This window comes from Clostridium pabulibutyricum, from assembly GCF_058242705.1.
In genome coordinates this window covers 394,850-413,762 of sequence record NZ_JBZAYZ010000001.1, presented here as the reverse complement: position 1 = coordinate 413,762, position 18,913 = coordinate 394,850, and the positions used below count along the sequence as shown (strand labels likewise).

27 protein-coding genes are annotated in these 18,913 nt (G+C 31.0%); 4 read left to right on the top strand and 23 right to left on the bottom strand.

Annotation, left to right across the window (positions count from 1 at the left end; translation table 11 throughout):
• Positions 1-5: 5 nt before the first annotated feature.
• From AC4CVH_RS02125 to AC4CVH_RS02065, 13 genes are all read right to left on the bottom strand, one after another.
• Positions 6-170, bottom strand: a complete 165-nt coding sequence (locus AC4CVH_RS02125) for a hypothetical protein (protein WP_490786064.1) — start codon at positions 168-170, stop codon at positions 6-8.
• A gap of 145 nt (positions 171-315) precedes the next feature.
• Positions 316-1,176, bottom strand: coding sequence for an Rpn family recombination-promoting nuclease/putative transposase (locus tag AC4CVH_RS02120; RefSeq protein ID WP_490786063.1), 861 nt, complete (start codon positions 1,174-1,176; stop codon positions 316-318).
• 217 nt (positions 1,177-1,393) lie between these two features.
• Complete coding sequence (locus AC4CVH_RS02115) at positions 1,394-1,555, bottom strand: hypothetical protein (protein ID WP_490786062.1); 162 nt, start codon at positions 1,553-1,555, stop codon at positions 1,394-1,396.
• Positions 1,556-1,993: 438 nt separating this feature from the next.
• Positions 1,994-2,956 carry a hypothetical protein gene (locus AC4CVH_RS02110; protein ID WP_490786061.1) on the bottom strand — a complete coding sequence of 321 codons (963 nt, stop codon included), beginning with the start codon at positions 2,954-2,956 and terminating at the stop codon, positions 1,994-1,996.
• Positions 2,957-3,273: 317 nt separating this feature from the next.
• The gene (locus AC4CVH_RS02105) at positions 3,274-3,888 is read right to left on the bottom strand and encodes a hypothetical protein (protein ID WP_490786060.1); all 615 of its coding nucleotides are present in this window, start codon (positions 3,886-3,888) and stop codon (positions 3,274-3,276) included.
• 17 nt (positions 3,889-3,905) lie between these two features.
• Positions 3,906-4,265 (bottom strand): hypothetical protein, encoded by a 360-nt coding sequence (locus AC4CVH_RS02100; RefSeq protein WP_490786059.1) that lies wholly within the window; start codon positions 4,263-4,265, stop codon positions 3,906-3,908.
• 289 nt (positions 4,266-4,554) lie between these two features.
• On the bottom strand, positions 4,555-5,622 hold the full coding sequence (locus AC4CVH_RS02095) for a ParM/StbA family protein (RefSeq protein ID WP_490786058.1): 1,068 nt from the start codon (positions 5,620-5,622) through the stop codon (positions 4,555-4,557).
• A gap of 85 nt (positions 5,623-5,707) precedes the next feature.
• Complete coding sequence (locus tag AC4CVH_RS02090) at positions 5,708-6,046, bottom strand: hypothetical protein (protein ID WP_490786057.1); 339 nt, start codon at positions 6,044-6,046, stop codon at positions 5,708-5,710.
• Positions 6,047-6,231: 185 nt separating this feature from the next.
• Positions 6,232-6,498 (bottom strand): SpoVG family protein, encoded by a 267-nt coding sequence (locus AC4CVH_RS02085; RefSeq protein WP_490786056.1) that lies wholly within the window; start codon positions 6,496-6,498, stop codon positions 6,232-6,234.
• Positions 6,499-6,621: 123 nt separating this feature from the next.
• The gene (locus AC4CVH_RS02080) at positions 6,622-8,928 is read right to left on the bottom strand and encodes a hypothetical protein (RefSeq protein ID WP_490786055.1); all 2,307 of its coding nucleotides are present in this window, start codon (positions 8,926-8,928) and stop codon (positions 6,622-6,624) included.
• Positions 8,929-9,079: 151 nt separating this feature from the next.
• A complete protein-coding gene (locus tag AC4CVH_RS02075) occupies positions 9,080-10,492 on the bottom strand; it encodes a cell wall-binding repeat-containing protein (protein ID WP_490786054.1) in 1,413 nt (470 codons plus the stop codon).
• A gap of 198 nt (positions 10,493-10,690) precedes the next feature.
• Entirely contained in the window at positions 10,691-10,960 is a 270-nt protein-coding gene (locus AC4CVH_RS02070) for a hypothetical protein (RefSeq protein ID WP_490786053.1), read from the bottom strand.
• Complete coding sequence (locus tag AC4CVH_RS02065; RefSeq protein ID WP_490786052.1) at positions 10,950-11,219, bottom strand: AbrB/MazE/SpoVT family DNA-binding domain-containing protein; 270 nt, start codon at positions 11,217-11,219, stop codon at positions 10,950-10,952. The genes AC4CVH_RS02070 and AC4CVH_RS02065 overlap by 11 nt, the downstream gene beginning before the upstream one ends.
• Positions 11,220-11,469: 250 nt before the next feature.
• On the opposite strand from AC4CVH_RS02065, the gene AC4CVH_RS02060 reads away from it, so the two are divergent.
• Positions 11,470-12,465: a hypothetical protein gene (locus AC4CVH_RS02060; RefSeq protein ID WP_490786051.1), complete on the top strand. Its 996-nt coding sequence runs from the start codon at positions 11,470-11,472 to the stop codon at positions 12,463-12,465.
• Positions 12,466-12,604: 139 nt separating this feature from the next.
• Here AC4CVH_RS02060 and AC4CVH_RS02055 read toward each other — a convergent pair whose 3' ends face one another.
• The 8 genes from AC4CVH_RS02055 to AC4CVH_RS02020 form a co-directional block, all read right to left on the bottom strand.
• Entirely contained in the window at positions 12,605-12,781 is a 177-nt protein-coding gene (locus tag AC4CVH_RS02055; protein ID WP_490786050.1) for a hypothetical protein, read from the bottom strand.
• 575 nt (positions 12,782-13,356) lie between these two features.
• Positions 13,357-13,440, bottom strand: a complete 84-nt coding sequence (locus AC4CVH_RS02050) for a putative holin-like toxin (RefSeq protein WP_490786306.1) — start codon at positions 13,438-13,440, stop codon at positions 13,357-13,359.
• A 121-nt stretch (positions 13,441-13,561) separates the two neighbouring features.
• Entirely contained in the window at positions 13,562-14,194 is a 633-nt protein-coding gene (locus AC4CVH_RS02045; protein WP_490786049.1) for a prepilin peptidase, read from the bottom strand.
• A 188-nt stretch (positions 14,195-14,382) separates the two neighbouring features.
• Entirely contained in the window at positions 14,383-15,078 is a 696-nt protein-coding gene (locus AC4CVH_RS02040) for a hypothetical protein (protein WP_490786048.1), read from the bottom strand.
• 10 nt (positions 15,079-15,088) lie between these two features.
• A complete protein-coding gene (locus AC4CVH_RS02035) occupies positions 15,089-15,505 on the bottom strand; it encodes a hypothetical protein (protein ID WP_490786047.1) in 417 nt (138 codons plus the stop codon).
• 39 nt (positions 15,506-15,544) lie between these two features.
• On the bottom strand, positions 15,545-15,832 hold the full coding sequence (locus AC4CVH_RS02030; protein ID WP_490786046.1) for a helix-turn-helix domain-containing protein: 288 nt from the start codon (positions 15,830-15,832) through the stop codon (positions 15,545-15,547).
• Positions 15,833-15,881: 49 nt separating this feature from the next.
• Positions 15,882-16,220: a hypothetical protein gene (locus AC4CVH_RS02025; RefSeq protein WP_490786045.1), complete on the bottom strand. Its 339-nt coding sequence runs from the start codon at positions 16,218-16,220 to the stop codon at positions 15,882-15,884.
• Positions 16,171-16,431 carry a helix-turn-helix domain-containing protein gene (locus AC4CVH_RS02020; protein ID WP_490786044.1) on the bottom strand — a complete coding sequence of 87 codons (261 nt, stop codon included), beginning with the start codon at positions 16,429-16,431 and terminating at the stop codon, positions 16,171-16,173. Before AC4CVH_RS02020 ends, AC4CVH_RS02025 begins: the two co-directional genes overlap by 50 nt.
• A gap of 196 nt (positions 16,432-16,627) precedes the next feature.
• On the opposite strand from AC4CVH_RS02020, the gene AC4CVH_RS02015 reads away from it, so the two are divergent.
• Genes AC4CVH_RS02015 through AC4CVH_RS02005 form a run of 3 tightly spaced genes read left to right on the top strand, consistent with a single transcriptional unit; the run spans position 16,628 to position 18,096 of the window.
• Complete coding sequence (locus AC4CVH_RS02015; protein WP_490786043.1) at positions 16,628-17,008, top strand: helix-turn-helix domain-containing protein; 381 nt, start codon at positions 16,628-16,630, stop codon at positions 17,006-17,008.
• Between the two features lie 21 nt (positions 17,009-17,029).
• Positions 17,030-17,557: an Arm DNA-binding domain-containing protein gene (locus AC4CVH_RS02010; protein ID WP_490786042.1), complete on the top strand. Its 528-nt coding sequence runs from the start codon at positions 17,030-17,032 to the stop codon at positions 17,555-17,557.
• A gap of 11 nt (positions 17,558-17,568) precedes the next feature.
• Positions 17,569-18,096 (top strand): site-specific integrase, encoded by a 528-nt coding sequence (locus tag AC4CVH_RS02005; RefSeq protein WP_490786305.1) that lies wholly within the window; start codon positions 17,569-17,571, stop codon positions 18,094-18,096.
• 151 nt (positions 18,097-18,247) lie between these two features.
• Here the strand turns inward: AC4CVH_RS02005 and AC4CVH_RS02000 are convergent, their stop codons facing one another.
• Positions 18,248-18,613 carry a DUF6483 family protein gene (locus AC4CVH_RS02000; RefSeq protein ID WP_490786041.1) on the bottom strand — a complete coding sequence of 122 codons (366 nt, stop codon included), beginning with the start codon at positions 18,611-18,613 and terminating at the stop codon, positions 18,248-18,250.
• A gap of 23 nt (positions 18,614-18,636) precedes the next feature.
• Positions 18,637-18,873, bottom strand: a complete 237-nt coding sequence (locus AC4CVH_RS01995) for a DUF2164 domain-containing protein (protein ID WP_490786040.1) — start codon at positions 18,871-18,873, stop codon at positions 18,637-18,639.
• Between the last annotated feature and the right edge of the window lie 40 nt (positions 18,874-18,913).

The window sequence follows — 18,913 nt, the reverse complement described above, 5'->3', positions numbered from 1 at the left end:
CTCATCTACCTAGTAGCACTTTGATATGCTAGTTTTAAGAATTCAGCATGTGAAAGCTGTTTTGTTAAAGATTTTTTTATCAAATCTCTTTCATATTCAGTAAGATATATACCCTCGTGCTTTACATTTCCCTCTGCCATTTTTATAGCTTTATCATATTTATCACGCAATTGAGATTCCCCTTTCAATACAATATCCTATATTTATATTATACCATATCACTTGATATCATACTATTCGGAAATTTGTTATACGATAGTATCTCTATCAAAAAGTAAAAGCGGTCATAAAAACCACTCTTACTTTTCATACATTTTATTCTAGTTTATCTTTTATCCTTAGTATTTCATCAATAGTCATCTCCGTAGCTTCTGCAATCTTTTCAGTATCAATTTCCATCCTTAACATGTTCTTTACTATTTTGATTGAGTTTTCCTTTTTTCCTCTTTCCAGTGCTGATTTCATTCTTGTCATCTGGTCGTGAAGTTCCGCTTCCCTTGCTTCATATTCCATCCTGGCTTTCTCATCCTGGCTTATGATCTTCAAATAATCATAGGCTTCTTTTATATCCTTGTTCTTTTCAGTAAGCATCTTCAACACTCCTTCCGATTTACTATTTATAAACTGTATCCATTGAATTATAGGATCGTCTGTATTTTCTATAGTTTTATCCAAAAGTTTCGGCATCTCTAGAAAATGTATTTCCAGCACATCTGTAAGCTGATACTTTGATTGGTCTTCTGTTATATGAAAATTTGTATGAACCCTATTGACCGGTGTACACACAAAATCTGTTATATTAATTGTAACACATTTTCTGAGTTTATCGTATGTATCTCCTGACTTTATCTGAGAAGTATACATCTTACTCCAATAGAATAGAGATCTCTCCGCCATGAACGCTGTAGGCAATATTTGTATCTCTATGTCTATCTGTTCTCCTTCTAATGTTTTAATTCTAACATCCAATATTCCCTTCTTATCTTCCTTGAATTCCCTTAATAATTCCGTATTAAGTATCTGTATATCTTTGAAATTACTCTTTGAAAGTCCCATAACAGCACTTAGGAAAGATATGAGCGGGTTCTTATGATTTTGTCGTCCAAATATAAGTTTAAATACAAAATCATTCTTTACAGACAGCAGCGGCTTGTCCACTTTCATTGTATCTTTCATTTTTATTCCACCTTTAACTTTATTTTTATTAGCCGTATGGCCAAGACTAAATGTTACCCGATTGGGTATAAACTAGAAATTATATTCTATATTTAATATGTGGTATTTAGATGCAAAAAAAATAAGAGCCGCTCTATAAAAGCTACTCTTATTCACAAAAAACGATTCTTTATCAATGTTAATTTTTAGGCGAGCATAAGTTCGTCATGTTCTTTTTTCACATCTTCTCCCCATAGTGAAGTACATATTCAGTATCTTCATCTATAAGTTCGCTGAATCTTGACTTTCTGAGTATATCTTTTGCCCTGTCATAGTCATAATTATAAGTTTTCACAAGATATTGCACTACATAATTTTTCATTTCAGCAATATCACCCATAAATATTCCCTCCTTGTGACCAAGCACCGCTATACTTACCATTCTTATAAGCATCCACTTCCTAGTTTGTTTGTGTAGGAAACGGTTTCCCGCTCCTCCATTCCATATTATTTCCCATACTTCTCATTTATCATGTCCACAATTTCACAATTTCTTATCTCTTTTCCATACCGCTCTCATACACAGCCTTCAGCATAATTTTTATCGTGCTGTAGTTCAATTTATCATCCACATTAATTCCACTCATAATTTTGTCCACATATTCATAATCCATATTAATTCCTCCAATATTCTCTATAATTCTCATCTTTCTCTGAAACTATATACCGCTGATACATTATATCAAATTCCATACCCTTTTTCTATTGTATACTATATTAGTAGTGATTATAATTATTTTAAACCTTTTAATTGATTAAAAGTAAAATTTTGTATTAATTAATTCTTCCATATTATTCTGTCCGGCACCGTTCTTATTTCCATATTTTTAAATTCTTTTCTGAATTTTCCGTACTGGCTTTCCATGCACACTATCACCATATTCATTTTATTCGCTAGATTATAGCGGGTTGCCATCTGGATCTGCTTTATCTTTACTATCTTTTCTACATCATTTGTTACCAGCACCATTATTTGTTTTCCTTCAGCGGTATAATCTGCATAAATCCACTCTGGAGCGGTGTAATCAGTTCCGTATAAATACTCCATTGCTTTTCCATTTATATCTTCAATTCCTATCATGTTTATAAGCTCAAAACCAATTTTTCCCCATGGAATCACCAGTTGTTCTTTTACATTAAGCGGCATTAAATTTCCATTATATATATCCATTGTCCTCCTGTCCTCTGCCATTATTATTGTCCGTTCTATCTTTCCATTCTCAGCCTTACTTAATATTTCATCTCTTATATCCCTTGCATATCTTTTCTTTAAATTTATAGCATTTATTACATATTTTGTATTAATATTTATTCTACCTAAATTATATATATAGTATTTTTTACCATTATATCTACTTACTATCTTTCCATAATACTTGTCCTTCCTTTCATTCAACACCTCTGTATTTTTTAGTTTCCAGCTAGGATACACAAAATAATTTTTCTCAAGAGCGGTTAATATTTCCGATATCTTTCCAATACGAATTCTAGGGTATCTATCTGTACTTACATCCCTTATATATTCCATTCCAAGTTCATCCATTAGATATTTCCGCCCTTTGACTCCAAGAGAACAGTATAGGTTATTCTTTATTATATATTTTTCATCTGCAAGTCTCTTCCTCCTGCGTATGGAATATTGTACTGTACCATACATACGATTCATAGTTTTATTATTTATAATTCCATACTCACCAATCTTAGTTAGAAAATATTTGTCACGTTCTTGAATTCTAATCATAATATTACCTCTTCCTGCACCCTACCAAATACACATTCAGTATTGTTTTCCATACTTATAGTCCATACCTATTTCTATACTGGTTTTCCTGCACAAAAACATATTGAAATACTTAATCTCACAAAAAACATATTAGAGTATCTAAAGCACTCTTTTTTAATTTTTTAAATACGAGTGATTTCAACAGCTAAAAGTACTTTTTGTATATACAAAAAATGCTTTAAAAATATCAGATGCTTTTTGTATACCTTTTGAAACCCACAAAGCCTTGAAACTCCGTGATAACTTTTAAGTATTTTTTGTATACCTTTTTTTGCTCAAAAAATATCACTGGAAATAAATCCAGGTATGTTTTTATCCCCAAAAATATACACTTCCATATGTGGATTCTGTCTGTCACAGAATCCCTCAAAACCATACTTAACCGTTCTTACCGTATCATCTTTTATCAGCCCCGAACGTGCTATACCGTCGATTATAGGCTTTATTAATTTATTATCTCCATCATATTCACTAACAGGATTAAAACACTTAATCCACGTGAATATCTTATCAAATTTAAGATTGTAAGTATCCATGCATTTTCTAAGGATACGCTGTGTTTTTCTTTTCCAAAGTTCTATGAAATAACTTAAAGCTTCATTTCTTGTTTTAATATACACAGTTGGAGGAACATCTGGTATATAAATTTTAATTCTCTTTCCGTTATATTCAGCTGCCCATTCATCTTTATTTAATGCTTCATAAAATTTTTTACTATATCCTGGATACAGCCCAAGAGATTCCGTTAAAGCTATGTAATTAGCGGCATCTTTATATAAAAACATTCTGAATCTCTCCAGTGATTTTATAGCATCTATGATTTCTCTTGTTTTAGAATCATTTTCAAAGAATATATCAGTGTACTCTACTCTTTCTTTATTTTCTTTCAAAGTAATCATCCACCACCTTAAAAATCAAACATCTTGAGGGCACCCTCTGACCACTTATCTTTTGTTACCTGAGATTCTTTATCTTCTACATGATTTGCAGTACTGACAGAATTACGTGAACCTTTAGCCTGCATTCCAGAAGATTTAATATCGTCAAGTGTTGATCTAATTTTCTCAATGTCTTCTCTTATGTTTTTAATATCATCAAGCTTCTCTTTATTCTCAACATAGAAATTTAGTGCAGCTTTTGTTATATTTGCTCTTTCTTTATTTGTTTTGCAGTCAGAAAAAAGGTCTCTGATTTTGTCATCATCACTACTTTTTTTAATTCTGAAACTCACCAGGACATCAGAACTTCCTGTTAATGATTTCTTCAAAGCAAACAGCTCCTTTATACAAAAATGTTACTTTTTAACTCATTGATTTTAAGCTCTTCACTGGTAATAATTATAAAACTTGTTACAATAAAAGCGAGCATATACTGCAAATAGAATCATTATTACAAATATTTGTTACTATAGTATAGTGTTAACTTCACAAATCTATTGATATGCCTGCCTTTTCTAATGTAACATTTATGTGGTCAAAATCGTTACATTTATTACTGCAAAATGACTGTAACGCCTGTATTTATATGTGATTACAGACGTTACATGACCAGCACATCTATTTATGTGCCATTTTAGATTTAAGCTGGGCCATTTCTGCAATTTTATGATATCCAAGTGCATTACCCATTTGTGCGTCACCTGCAAGTTTCATTTTCAAGACTCCAGGAACATTCATAAGATAATCATACATATCTATTCCACCTCCCCCGGATATAAATACAGTATTGAAATATTTAACTATGTCCGTCCACTTCTTTGTTATTTCATTAAGAACACTTTCCGCCCTATCTTTCTTAATATCATTGACATCTTTTGACAGGTCTCTTTCCTGTCCATCAAAAAATACCTTACCAGTTGAAATTAACCTTAGGAGGTTAGTAAATATTAGTTCTGCTCCAAAGCGTGCTTTAAATAAATCAGAGACATAGTTCTCTATTTGAAACATTCCTCCGTTTATAGTTCCAGAATATTCGGTTAAATATTCCGGAAACCCATCATCATTTATACGAAAGACCGCATAATCTACAGTCTTTCCTCCCCAGTCGATTAATCCTATATAGCTTCCTGGTATGGAATAAGTTTTTATATTATCCCACACAGCGGCGAATATAGCGGCAAGTCCCTGTGGAACGAGTTCTATACGTGCAAATTTAATCTGCTTTTCTATGTTGAATTTTGGTACCCTGACAGTTAAATTATATTTTAAGAGCATATCCTTGAATGATGTTTTTTGCTGAGTAAAATTATTTATAGGCAATCCTGTTACTAGAAATACTTCCTGGTTTTTATCATTTGGAAAAAGTATTGATGAAGCGGCTGCAAGGCATATCTTGTTCTCTATGCTGTTGCATTTATCATCCTGGAATGTTGCACGTACATTTCTTTCTTTTAGTGCAGCACTTCCGACCTTAAATCTTGTTTCCTGCTCTCCATTTGAAATTATTATAGACAGATTATTTTGTATTGAATTATCCGAATTATTTGTTGTAAAAATCTTTGCTATATCTCTATCTACATCAACAGACTTGTCCTGAGCGATAACAGAGGGAAAACATATTTTCTTACCGTTATCTGCAACACCTTTAATATATTTATATCCTAAATCCAGTCCTATTTTATACATTCGTAATCACCTCTTAATTTATTTTGTTCAAAACGCTTGTTAACTTATGTGAAAATTTCTTCAAGATCATATAACTTAGATATTATTAAATATTAGATATTAAATATACAGATTCTTCCATAATATCTTCCTGCATAAAATTTGGTAGAGAGTTAAATTGTTTAAAAAAATTGTACAGAGGGTGTTTTACTGATAAACTTCTTATGTATATCAGTGAATTATCTCGCATTTCAATATCATCAGGACTTTCTATGAGTGACAGAAAATCTTGATCCTTAATGAGAAATAATGAAGCAAAACCTTTTATGAAATTTAAATGGAATTGAATAAAATTAGAGGCTCCTTGCTTTTTAAGGTAAATTTCTACCTTTTTAACTGCGTTGTTGATAATTTTATAATCTTTTTTTGTTAACTTTGTTTTCATTCTGAATCCTTTTTCGGGTATTTTTCTCTTAAAACCTAATATCCGTATTTCCTATACATATATTATATCAAGCCTGTTTTCTTTATTCCAACGGAAATAAGGCTCTGAAGCCTGTTTACAAAATATTTTTGCGTGGCAAATCACACCCACGCAAAACGCATTTCTATTCCATTTCTTGTGCTGTTTTATTTTTTAAAAACTTCCATCACTGCATTAGTAAGTTCTGTTCTTGCTTCAGCTGATACAGGATGTACAACATCTTGTCTTGAACCATTCTTTCTGAGCTTTGATGGGAATGATAAAAAATCACCTTTATCTCCTCTTATAATTCTTATGTTTTCAATTCTCACACAACCATCCAACGTTAACCCTGCATATGCAAGAAGCCTGCTATTTGTATCGTCTTTTAAAATAGAACCTGTTTTTACAACCCTTATATTTGAAATTTCCACTTTCAACACTCCTTTTAATAATTTTATTTTAGATCTTTTCCATTATAGCAAAACAAGGTTCGTGAAAATTAATACGTGAATACAAAAGAACCTAGAAAAAATTCTCTAGATTCTTTTGTATCTCTAATTTACTGGAGTTGTGTATATACCTTGATATATATTACCTTCAATATCGAGATCAACATAACAGGATTTTTTTATACCTGAAGGTTCTATTGCCTCAACTTTTATTTTATAAGGTTCTCGAATCCTTTCTGTGTCGCCATTCTTTAACTGCTTTATTGTCACTGGTGTTGTCACATGGACATAGAATTCTACTTTTTCAGTATTATGTTTCCATACTTGTCCATATGTTGAATCTATAGTACGACTGTATGTGTACGTTGGAGCAGACGTCATATAGTGTTCCATATAGGGAGTAGTTGGATCTACATTCAAGTCATCTTTTATTGATGGGTTCAGCCCGGTAGGGTCAGTATTTACAATTCCATCGGGGAAATACAATCTTAATTCTGTAGGTGAAAAATACTGGACAGGTTTTCTATATACAGTACCTTTATAATCCTGCCTGTATTTCCAATGCGATACCCAATGTGAGCTGTGCCTGCTGTGATGCCAGTGTCCAAAATCATGTGATTCTTCCCCTTTTCCAAACAAAATCCCCGTGAATCCATCTTTGCTATAATATACATAACTAGGCGTATGAGCATCTTGCCATCCTCTGCTGTCCGTTATAGGGTATCTATAATCAGAGACATCTGTTTTTACTGTGAATGTTACAAGCTGCCCTTCCTTAGCTATAGTTGCACCTTTATCTGATGATTTATGTTCTTCACCTTCTCTATACCATGCTGCATCCACAGAAGCTTTTATCTTCAAGTGTGATTTTTCATCAGGATAAATTTTATCTTTTCCGTCAAAAATTAATTTATAGTATGCAACAATGGTTGTATCTTTTGTTATACTTAAATTACCATTATTATCCGGTGTTACTTTGTCTCCATCCAGTACGCCCCAATGGTCAAATTTCCAGTGGCTCTCTGCAGGTGCTTTTGTGTTTGGTGTCTGTTTTACATTGAAAGAGGCAGTACCATCTTTCAAAGTCTTGCTTCCATTTATGGTTCCACTGCTGTCTGATGTTTTACCGTCCAGATTAATCGTACCTGCATCTTTTGGGCTGACGTCAACAGTTAATTTTACATTGCCTGTATTAGGTGTAGTCGGAACAAATTTGAAGCCTGATTCAAAATACTGCAGTACCAGCTGTCCTGTCGATGGTGTACAAAGATATACTTTGAGGTACTTCTCTTTGAGTTTATCCTTTTTTGCATCTCCTGTCGGAGGGTTGTCCTTATCAAATCCGCCGATTGTGAGTGCTGGAGTACCAGATTGAATATTTGATTCCTGGTGTGGTGTTGCATCACCTATTTTATTAGCCAGTGCCAGTTTTACCGCACCAGTGAAATCATTACTCTTTAACTTTACTTCAATGGAACTTAATGTACTGGAACTTACAGAAGAGTCGGCTACAAGAGTGTATTTTCCATCAAGATTATTCTGTGGTTGTGTCGGATTATCATAGACATCTGAAGGAAGCTGTTTCATAAATCGTGCAGTCTGTGAAGCATCAGTACCGCCTATACGTGCCATATCTGTACCGGTAGTTCCAACTCCCGTCAGAGAGTCAAATGTGGCTGGCCCTTTGTTTGAACCTGTACCACCAAGAAAAATAGCATGTTTGGCTTTAAGCGTCTCCAGATTAACAGACAGGCTGCCATAACTTCCAGATTCACTTATGAGTATAGGGTATTTACCACCGTACAGAGTTGCGGTACTCTTTGCATCTCTCAGATAATACTGTGGTTCATCTGTGGCAACATATACCCTGTCAGAACCTTTTGGAAAAAGTATCTTGGCAAATTCTGCAGAATCACTTTCCTGACTTCCTCTGTCATTACTTACTTCAGCATCAAGAAAAGGACCATATACGCTGTCATACCATCCTGATGCTTTCTTCTGACCATTTGAATCGGTGAAGATTGTTGTGTCTGCATATAGATTGGGATTCTTTATTGATGGATCTGACGGTATTTCAGGATTGCCTCTGTCACCTATAGGAAGTCCATTGGTTATAGAATCTACTACAGTATAGGAATTATAGTCTCTGTTATACAAATCCATATATTCCTTTACTTTGTGCATATTGTTTTTTTCACCCTTTTGCTCTGGATTATTCTTTACAGTTTTTGAAAGCAAATGGTCTAAGTTAACTTCAGCAAGTTTACTTGACTGATAAACATCCCAGTTGCTGTCTCTTCCATATGCCCCAGTTAATACATGCAAACCCAGTACAGATACAGTCACAGCACTTATGGCAGCTAATACTATCACCCCTTTCTTTGTTTTATTGAGCTTTGAAAATTTCTTCATATTCGTTTATGCACCTCCTTACAATTCTCATATAGGATAGCATAATGAGGTTCGGCAAAAACTAACTTACATATACAACAAACTTATCCTTATTTTTAAAAATAAAAAATAGGCTGAGTCTATATCTCAACCTATTTTCACATAGCATTAATTATTGATTTGGATTAGATACTGCTTTGCCATTAACAACTATAGTTACTTTCGAGAGCGAACTTATCAAACTTTTATTATATTTGCAATTATTGAGATGCAAATATAATAATTGATAGAGATTCGATATATCACTATTATTACTAATCGAACCATCACTTACTGTTAAATCCATTAAGTTCGGGAAATATTTTAAATCAGATAAATCACTTACCTGTTCCACACTTAAATCATTTACTTGTTTAGCATCTCCAACCGTCACATTAGTTTTTCCAAGAGCTTTTTCTACACTCTTTTTGAAGTTTTCATCACTGAACGATATAATATCTGTATCTTTCAGTCCATTAGGATTAGCTGGAATACTTTTGTTGAATATAGATGCTATCTTACTCTCCATATCTGATGATACAACTCCAGTACCACCAAAAATCAATCCACCTGAAAGAGAATTCATTTTGGAATCTACCGTATATGGCAAATTGTTTCCATCAGATAATATCATACCATAATTCATTTTTGCTGCTAATGCCGATCCTGCAAGTGAATCTGGGAATGTCTTATCATTTGCTACTGCTACTCCGGTAAGATCATTTAAAGAACTTTCTCCATTTTCAAGTTCTGATATATTATTATAGTTTTCAATTTGGAAAAGTCCTGGATTTGAATTATACAAACTTCCTTTCACTCCAAGTACCTTACTCCCTCCTATAACTTGTATATTCTGCAGGTTATTATCCCTAGAAAGTAAATTAGACACTTTTTGATTAAGCGTATCTCCATCACTGAATAATATAGCCCCATGACCTCTAGCCATACCTGATGCCACACTCATAGCATACTGGAACTGCTTGCCTGTAGTAACTATAACTCCTGAATCTGAACCGACCTTCTCGCTTGTAGAAGGATACTTGGCCCATAACTGTTTTGCTATCTGTATAGCAGTTTCATATCTGTCTTTCCCCGCTATTCTCGATACATTGTATCCTTTAGATTTAAGTCCATTTTCTATACTTGATGACACAACTCCAGTCCCTCCAAGAATAACTATGTTCTTTGGACTTAATTTTGTTATTTCTGCACTGATATTGCTAGGAAGTGCATCATGTCTTGTGAGAAGGATTGGTGCATCATCTGAATATGCAAGAGGTGTTCCAGCCAGAGCATCTGCAAATTCCGTATTGGTCTGTGCTCCTGCTATGAAAACAGTGTCCGCTTTGCTCCATCCATACTCTGCTATCTTTACAGAAGTCTCATATCTGTCTGCTCCTCCAAGTCTAGTCACGCCACTTGTCTGTGTTGTAGTTACTGATTCTGCTTTTACAACATTCGACTTTCCATAAAAATTCTTTGCCGTAAGAAATGATACACATACAGCTGCAGTCATAACAATTGCCATTAATTTTTTACTCTTCATTTTCGCCCTCCAAATAGTCACCTCTAGGTGTCCGTGTTTTTCGTCATTCTATATTTATATTATACTACCATACTTTTCCTGTATCAAACGAAAACAGATTTCTACGGTATATTTTTCAGTATAATTAATAATATCTCTGAAAAATTTGTTTATTCTTTGGATTTTTCTTGGGTGAAAATTGTGTTAATTATTTTATTATTATGAATTACTCAAAGTCTTATCATGTTTCCCTATTCTTCTAAGTAATACTCCATTATCTATATACTGCCATGTCACTCTAATACTCATTGTAACCGTCATTTCAAAAATATTATTAGTACCTTGTATTCTCTTTATACGTAAAGATGGATGAAATTCAGCATATGGATGTTCAATAAATCTAGAAAACTGTTTTTTAAAAGACTTTTTAACATCATCAGGCAGTTTTTTATACTCTCTTTTAAATTTATCAGTACGTTCAATTATCAAGATCGTCAAATAGCTCCTGTACAGAATTAAATTTTTCACTTTTTCCATTCTTTATATCTTTATCTGCCTGTTCTTCATTCTGCTGCCAATCCCTACTCCAAAACCATGCTTGATCCTTTGGAATCACAACTACAGGTTTTAAAATAATTTTATTATCCTCAACATCGATATCTATAGAATCTCCAGCTTTTAAGTTTAATTTTCTTATTACCTCTTTTGGAATTGTAATCTGAGATTTTTCTCTTAACTGAGTAATCATACAATCACCTTCTTAAATTATTATTTTCCTACTTTCTAATTTTATTATACTCATAATTTCATTCATTGTAAATAAAAAAATTTCCTAAAGAATTTTATCAGTATAATTAATAATATCTCTGAAAAATTTGTTTATTCTTTGGATTTTTCTTGGATTATTTTTAGATTTTTTTATTTCTTTAAGAGGATTTTTTTATTTCTTGTAGAAAATAGAAAGATATGGATAAAAAGAAAGGTGGTGAAAAATATTAATGAAAAATTCTATTATAAATATATCAGCTTTAGATGATATTGCAAGAGTAGATCTTTCAAAAAAAATTGACAAGAGGACAATTATAAAAAACTTTTTAATTACATTTAGATTATTACAAACCAATAATTCTTTAAGAAATAAATATAAATCTCTTGGAACTGAATTATCCAGAAATGATTATAATAAAAATTCTTGCAAGTTGCATACAAAGATAGAACATATGGATTTTAGTACTTATAAATTTTCGATAATATACGGAATATATTCTATTATGGATTTTATTTTGAGTCATACGACAACTGGACATATTAAGGCTATTATGGAAATTATAAATAGACGGTTTGCTGACTTATGTTACAAAGCTTTTGTAGTTATATGTGGATTACCCTATTTAATATTTAAAAAGTTTTTTAATCATATAGGACTACATATTAGAGGCTTTTCCATATTTAATCTATCAACAAAATCAATGTCAGATCAATACTTAGGTGAAGTATGCATAGGCTTCTTTTTAATTCCTATAGTATTTTTCATCGCAAAAAAAATTATATTAGCGATATATTATAAATATTTACTTAGGCACTTGAAAACTTTGGATGACTTAGAATTTAACTCTGATTTAGAAAAGTATTCTCCGATGTTTGAAAAAAACATTAAAATCAAGAATGAAATTAATGATCAAATAAAAACTAATAATTCCAAAATAAATAACAACAGCCTTATACCTAGTGCATATAGATTTAATTGCAACGCAATTTACTTCTTCATATACTGCCTCACTAACGGAAGAGCAGATACACTAAAAGAATGTATAAATTTGTATCATACTGAATCATACAGAAAAAATATTTTAAATTACTTACATACTATAAATTGGAATGTAAATAATTTGTACTCTACATATTCAGATTTGGAATATGACATAGGTTCTATGCAATCAGATATTGCTCACACAGAAAAGCAAAATCAAGAAATCATTGACAAATTAAAATAATATATTTTATGCTTAAAGAATTTCATTTGTATAATTCTTATAATTTATGGTATACTATTAGTAATAAGAGGAGTGGATTGCGAATTAATCTGCTTGATTTACACAGTGTTAACAAATAATAGATAGATCTTGTGAGGTCCTATCTATTATTTTTTTCGTTATTTATGTCTACTTTGATATCAGATGTTATTTCATCTGGTTTCAAAGTTATTTTATTTTCTATCTTAATATCTGATTTTTTATCAGACAAAGCTACTATGCAAATAGCAGTCATTGAAAATAAACTGAAGAACAATATTAAGTATCCTTCTGACATATACGCATCACCTCTTCTTCATACGCAGACATCTTTAACCGCAATCCACCCATAAATAAAGAAGAGGCAACCATGTAAATTTTTCTTATTACTCCTTAATTATACCATAGAAATTGTTTCATATAAATTCAAAATGACATTATAAAAAAATGCAGATTGTAACACCCAAGTACTATGAATAAAACTATATCTGAATGCATACTCGATTGTATAATTTCTATAATCTGTGATATACTATTAATATAAAAAGTAGTTATAATAAAAACAGGGTGTTAGGAGAATAGCCGAGAATCCTCCACTTTTAAAAGTGGAGATGAAAGGTTGCTATAAAATATAACATTTTAAAAAAGTATCTGTGTAGGATAGAGAAATCTATACCAGCAGTAGTGGGGTTGGATATCCCGGAGATGTATCGATGGAATTCAATTATGGGCTTTATCGAGAATCCGAAGCTCTCCATTTCAATGGAGATGTAGTTCACAGCACCCTGTAGTATACAATCTAGTTGCCTAGGCAACTGGTATCACTATGTTTATTAAATAAAAATAGTAGCGTCCAATTGCGAGTCGGGGCTACTATTTTTTTGAGATTTTCTCAATAAGTATAACTATAAATGTTAACAGTGAAATCAGGAAAAGCCCTCCTTCGAAAAGCAACATTAAGTTGTCATTACTCATTATATCACCTCCCTTCAACAGGGATAAGTGACATCCAGTAGCCCATACACAACGTATTCAATTGTACTTCTTAATTATACCATAGACGTTGTCATATCCAAACTCAAAATGGCACTATAAGAACCATAATTACTCCAATTGTTATAAATGGAGTAAATGCAAACTGCTCTTTCTTTCCTTTGATAAGCCTGAATAAACTAAATATCCCAGCCAACAGAAATGTTATAAAGAATACCTTTATAGATAAAAACAGTCCCAAATTAATACCCGCTAGCAGTAATATATCAGCATCACCCCATCCCATACCGCCTCTGCTCAGTAAAATAAAGATGGATGCTATCATAAATCCAAATATACCTCCAGCTATATAGTTGTAAATAAAATCGTGATGAAAAGCTTGTAAAAACATAAATACTATTGAAACTGCTATAGAGGTGTAACTTATCCCTGAATATATGTACTTTGTTTTATAATCTATGATTGAAATTAGAATAAGAAATGAAATCATAATAAGATATTTCACACAACTAATGCCATCACCGTACCGACTGAATACAAATACAAAAATAAAAACAATACCTGCCTGCAGTATGTATTTGTATATTAATCCACCCTTAAATCTCAATATACATTCTTTCAGTATATCAATATTTACAGTATCTTTTTTAATTACCCTATCCGAGACCCAGTATATTAAGTTGCCTATATATAATCCTATAAAAATAATAAATATCATATAATTTTCCTCCGTGAAATCATATAGCAGAAGTACCTCTGTACTTCTGCTATAACTATTTCTGAACTTACTATTTGAGCAGAGAAACTTTATCTTTAACAGCCTGAATAAGTGTTTCAGATATCATACTATCATTTACCTTGCCTATTTTTTGATAGGCATCATTTAAGACATTTGTAAAATTCGAATTATTTTTGGCTGTATTGTTTGAAAAGTCTATATTCGTTAGAGTCAGACATATAATAATTATCTTTTTTGTTTTTATTTTCTTTTTGTTTTTTGTTTTCTTTTTGTCCACGTATCGCCTTCGGTTCGTCGGACGTATCGTCATACGAATCGTTAAGCGTATCGTTATCCGAATCGCAAATCGAATCGTCTACTGTATCAGTCTTTAATTTAGTTCCATCAAAATTATTCTTAGGAGTATTATAGATATCTTTGGCTTTCTCATTTTCCTTGTCTTTTTTCAATTCTTCTGAAAATAATAATTTCATATTTTTATTTTTAATTCCATGATAAACATATTCAATTAGGCTTCTATCATCAACTTGTTTGAACTCTTTAGTTATACAGTCAACTACAGGCTTACCGCCTTTATTGAGATTATATTTACCCCAGTTCTTAATAGCCAATTCACTTGTAGCTTTGTTATATACGATCATTTTATGGTGTTCTTCAAATCTTGAAATAAGGCTTGAAATTGATTCCACAGAATACCCAAGTTCAAAAGCCATTAATTTTTTAGGAATTTTATATATTCCTATCTGGGTTGTGTGTGCGTTAGTTAAAAGATATATAAAAAATAGTTTGTCCTCAGGCGTAAAACTTTCCATCACTTTTGGATCTTGCCAAAAACTTGTATAAACAAATCTATACTGTGCCATGTCCGTCCCCCTATGCTGATTTTAATATTTTGATTATAAAACTTCGACCTATTGCAGTAACTGCAATAGCATTATTTCTCATAAATTCTATATTCAATATCTCATTATTCATTCCATATTCACGGGTTATTTTACCTTCTATAACTTTGGTTCCATAACGTGCTCTGATGTAATCTCCAACTTTAACACTTTTAAGTGCAACATCTTTTTGCTTGGATTTCTCCGAATCTTTTAGTATAGAATTAACATCTAAAAGTTCATCTTTTTCACGATCTATGAGTTTTACACTATTAACTGTATTTTTAGTTTCTTTAACTGAAGATACTGTTTTAGTAGATTTTATAATATCAAACATGCTTAATTGCCCTGGAATTAAGCACGAATTTCTTGAATTCTTTTTCCTGACAGAGGTTTCAACATTAAACATAGAATCTCTTCCTTTATTTAAATTTCCAGTTTTTATTACTTAAGGTCCTTCTGAATTTACCCCTTCATCCCTCATTTTTTTCATACGATAATCCAATTTGTCAATTGAAATATTGAATTTTGAAGCTATTTCTTTTCTCTTAACTCCCCTTTCTTTCAATCTAAGCATTTCTAAAAAATCTTTAGCAGTCAATTCAATAGGTTCGAGCACTCCATTGTTGTTAAAATAATTTTTAACACACCCAGTATCATACAGCTCAAACGCTTGTTCAACCGAGCTACACTCTACAAATGAAGCAATTAGAACTGTCCACCAATTATCCTCCATAAGAAACACCCCTTAATACCTAATATCGATGAAATTATTTATATAGTTCTTATCTTGTATCTTCATACATATATTCAGTAAGAAATACATGTATTTTTGATATAATCTGTTTAAACTTAAATATTTCCTTATTTTTAATTTGTATCAAATCCTCAAGCTGATCAATTTTTCTATTTAGTTCCCTCTCCCTTGAAGTTTGAATGTCATTTTTATCAAAGCCGACTTCATTTTCTAATCTTTCAATAGCTTTTAATGGAAACCTATTTCGATTTATTTTAAGATGAGGAAGTTTTCCTGCACTATTGTCCTCATATATTTTAGATAGACTTAATTGCCATCTATCTGCTAATTGTTGAGGCTTTAATACCATTACTTTTACCTTGTCCATTTTTAATCACCTCCATCAATTCACTTGGGAAAAATACTTCTATTACTGTTCTCCCCAGTGCATCAGCAATTTTAGTCATTATAGCCTTCGTTGGATTATTAACTTTATTATTTTCAAGTCCACTAATATATCCAGTAGCGACATCAGTTATAGCTGACAATTGTCTAATAGTCATATTATTTAATAGTCTATATTTTTTTATGTAGTTCATTTTTTCCTCCCTATTCGTTTTGAGCTAATAATACTATATTCGTTAAAAATGAACAAGCACGGTAATCCCTCATATTATGCTATAATCAAAATATATTATTCGTTTATAACGAATAACTATTTTTTCTTTGTATTTCGTTGACAATGAATTAAAAAGGTGTTAACATTGTTCTATGGAAATGAACTGGAGGTGTAACATGTTAGGGGATAACATACGAAATATAAGAAAAAGTAAAAATATTAGTATAAATACTCTTGCAAAAATATCTGGAATATCATTAGGATATTTAAGTGATTTAGAAAACAATAAAGTTAACAACCCCACTTTAGCTAAATTAAATAAAATTGCAACCGCATTAGATGTAGATGTAAAAAGCTTACTTTCTGAGCAACAAGTTTCAAAGGCACTTAAAACCATGGTAAATATAAATAATTTACTTGATAACTTAGAATCTACTAAATATGTAAACAGTAGTATCTATGCTATTATTTCAAGATTTGATAAGGAAAAGTTCACAAAAAATGAACAGAAAGAAATAATTAATTATATTAACTATATAATTTCCAAAAGACATTAATTCAGGAGGTGTACATGTGTAATGCAGTATAACATAAGCTACCGAGAAAAAGATGGAAGTTGGCAATATATAATATCTTACAAACTTAATGGTAAATGGAAGCAAAAAAGTAAACAGGGATTTTCTTTAAACAGGAAAGGTAAACAAGAAGCTAAAGACAGTGCATTGAAAGCTCTAGATAAATTAAAAAAAAATATAAATTTAAGAACCGATTTTGAGGACATTACATTTGGTCAATTCGGAATAGAATATTTAGAACACAGTAAATTATATAGATCATTTGAAACCATTAAGTCAACAACTACTGTTTTAAGAAAGTTTTCTGATATTAATGATTTAAAAGTTTGTCAAATAACAAATATGGATATACAAAAAATTGTAGATAAATTCACTAAAGCAAATTCACTTAATCCAAACACTATTATATATTATTTAAAAAAACTAAGGATAATATTTAATTCTGCTAAAAATCAATATCATATAATAAATCAAAATCCCGTAAAATTTATTAAAATTCCAAAACCCAAGGAAATAATAAAAAAGCTTTAACTGATAAAGAAATAGACAATTTATTATCTTCATTTAAAAATACACGATATTACCTGTTTATATACATAGCTGTTAATACAGGTATGAGAGCTGGAGAAATTCTAGGACTTACATGGAGAGATATAGACACTAAAAATCGTGTTATAAATGTAAATAAACAATGGAAAAAAGGACCTCAAAACACTTATGGATTCGGGTCCTTAAAAAGCAAAAATTCGAAAAGATCTATACCTATTTCCAAAAATACTTTAAATGAAATCTTAAATCATAAAAATATAATTGGAATAGATAATAGAGTTATAAGCTGCAAGGTAACACCATTACCTTCTCTAAATTTATTATTTAGAAAGAAGGGCTTCAATATTTCAATGCACGAGTTAAGACACACCTATGCCACCAAACTAATAGCAAACGGAGTTGATTTTAAAACTGCAGCAAACATTCTTGGTCATAACGTACGTGAAACTTTAAAAAGATACTCACATGTAAATCAAGATATGCTTAACCATGCACATGATTTAATAGAAGATATTTTTTAAATTTTTGACGAATTTTTGACGAATTAATTTAAACTCGTTAATATAAGGCATTTCCCAGTGTATTTAATGTTAAATAAATTTAACACTCCGAATTTTAAAAAAAGCATTACTGCAAACATCATTACAATGACTAAGTTGTATTATAAAACAATTAATCTTTCATATATTTTTTTATATTTTCTAATCCTTTTATTACTTTCTGTTTCGAAAAATTACATCGAAGAAGCTTATCCTCATTCCATTTATTAAGTTCCTTATAAAACCATAACGCTACGTCATAATATTGTTTTGAATTATTTGATTCCATAGCGTCAAATATCCTATTTTCGGCTTCAGTTAATTTACCTTCAATTATATATTTTCTAATCATAATTTTTAATAATCCATCTTCGGAAATTACGGCATCATTATTTTGAAATTTGATATTACTCTTTACAGAATCTTTTCCATACGAAATGCCAACTATCATCTCACTTATAGCTTTTATTAATCTTTTTATATAATCTTCTTCTTGCATATTTAAGTTACATCTCCAATATTCTAATATTTTTGAATTGACAATATATCTTCAACTCTTTCAGTCATATATTTATAAGAATCATAAATTCCCTGATTATAAAATTCAGGCGCCAATTCTTCTATAATAAATTCTAGAATTAAACTTGCTGCTAAATCTCCTATTTCTTCATCTCTTTCATTAAAAAAATATTCTTTTATCTTGTTTGTCATGTCTTTCTTAACCTGTTCATCTAATTTTATATTATTTTTATTTTTCATATACTGCCTCCGATGTTTTTAATAACATAATTTTAACATA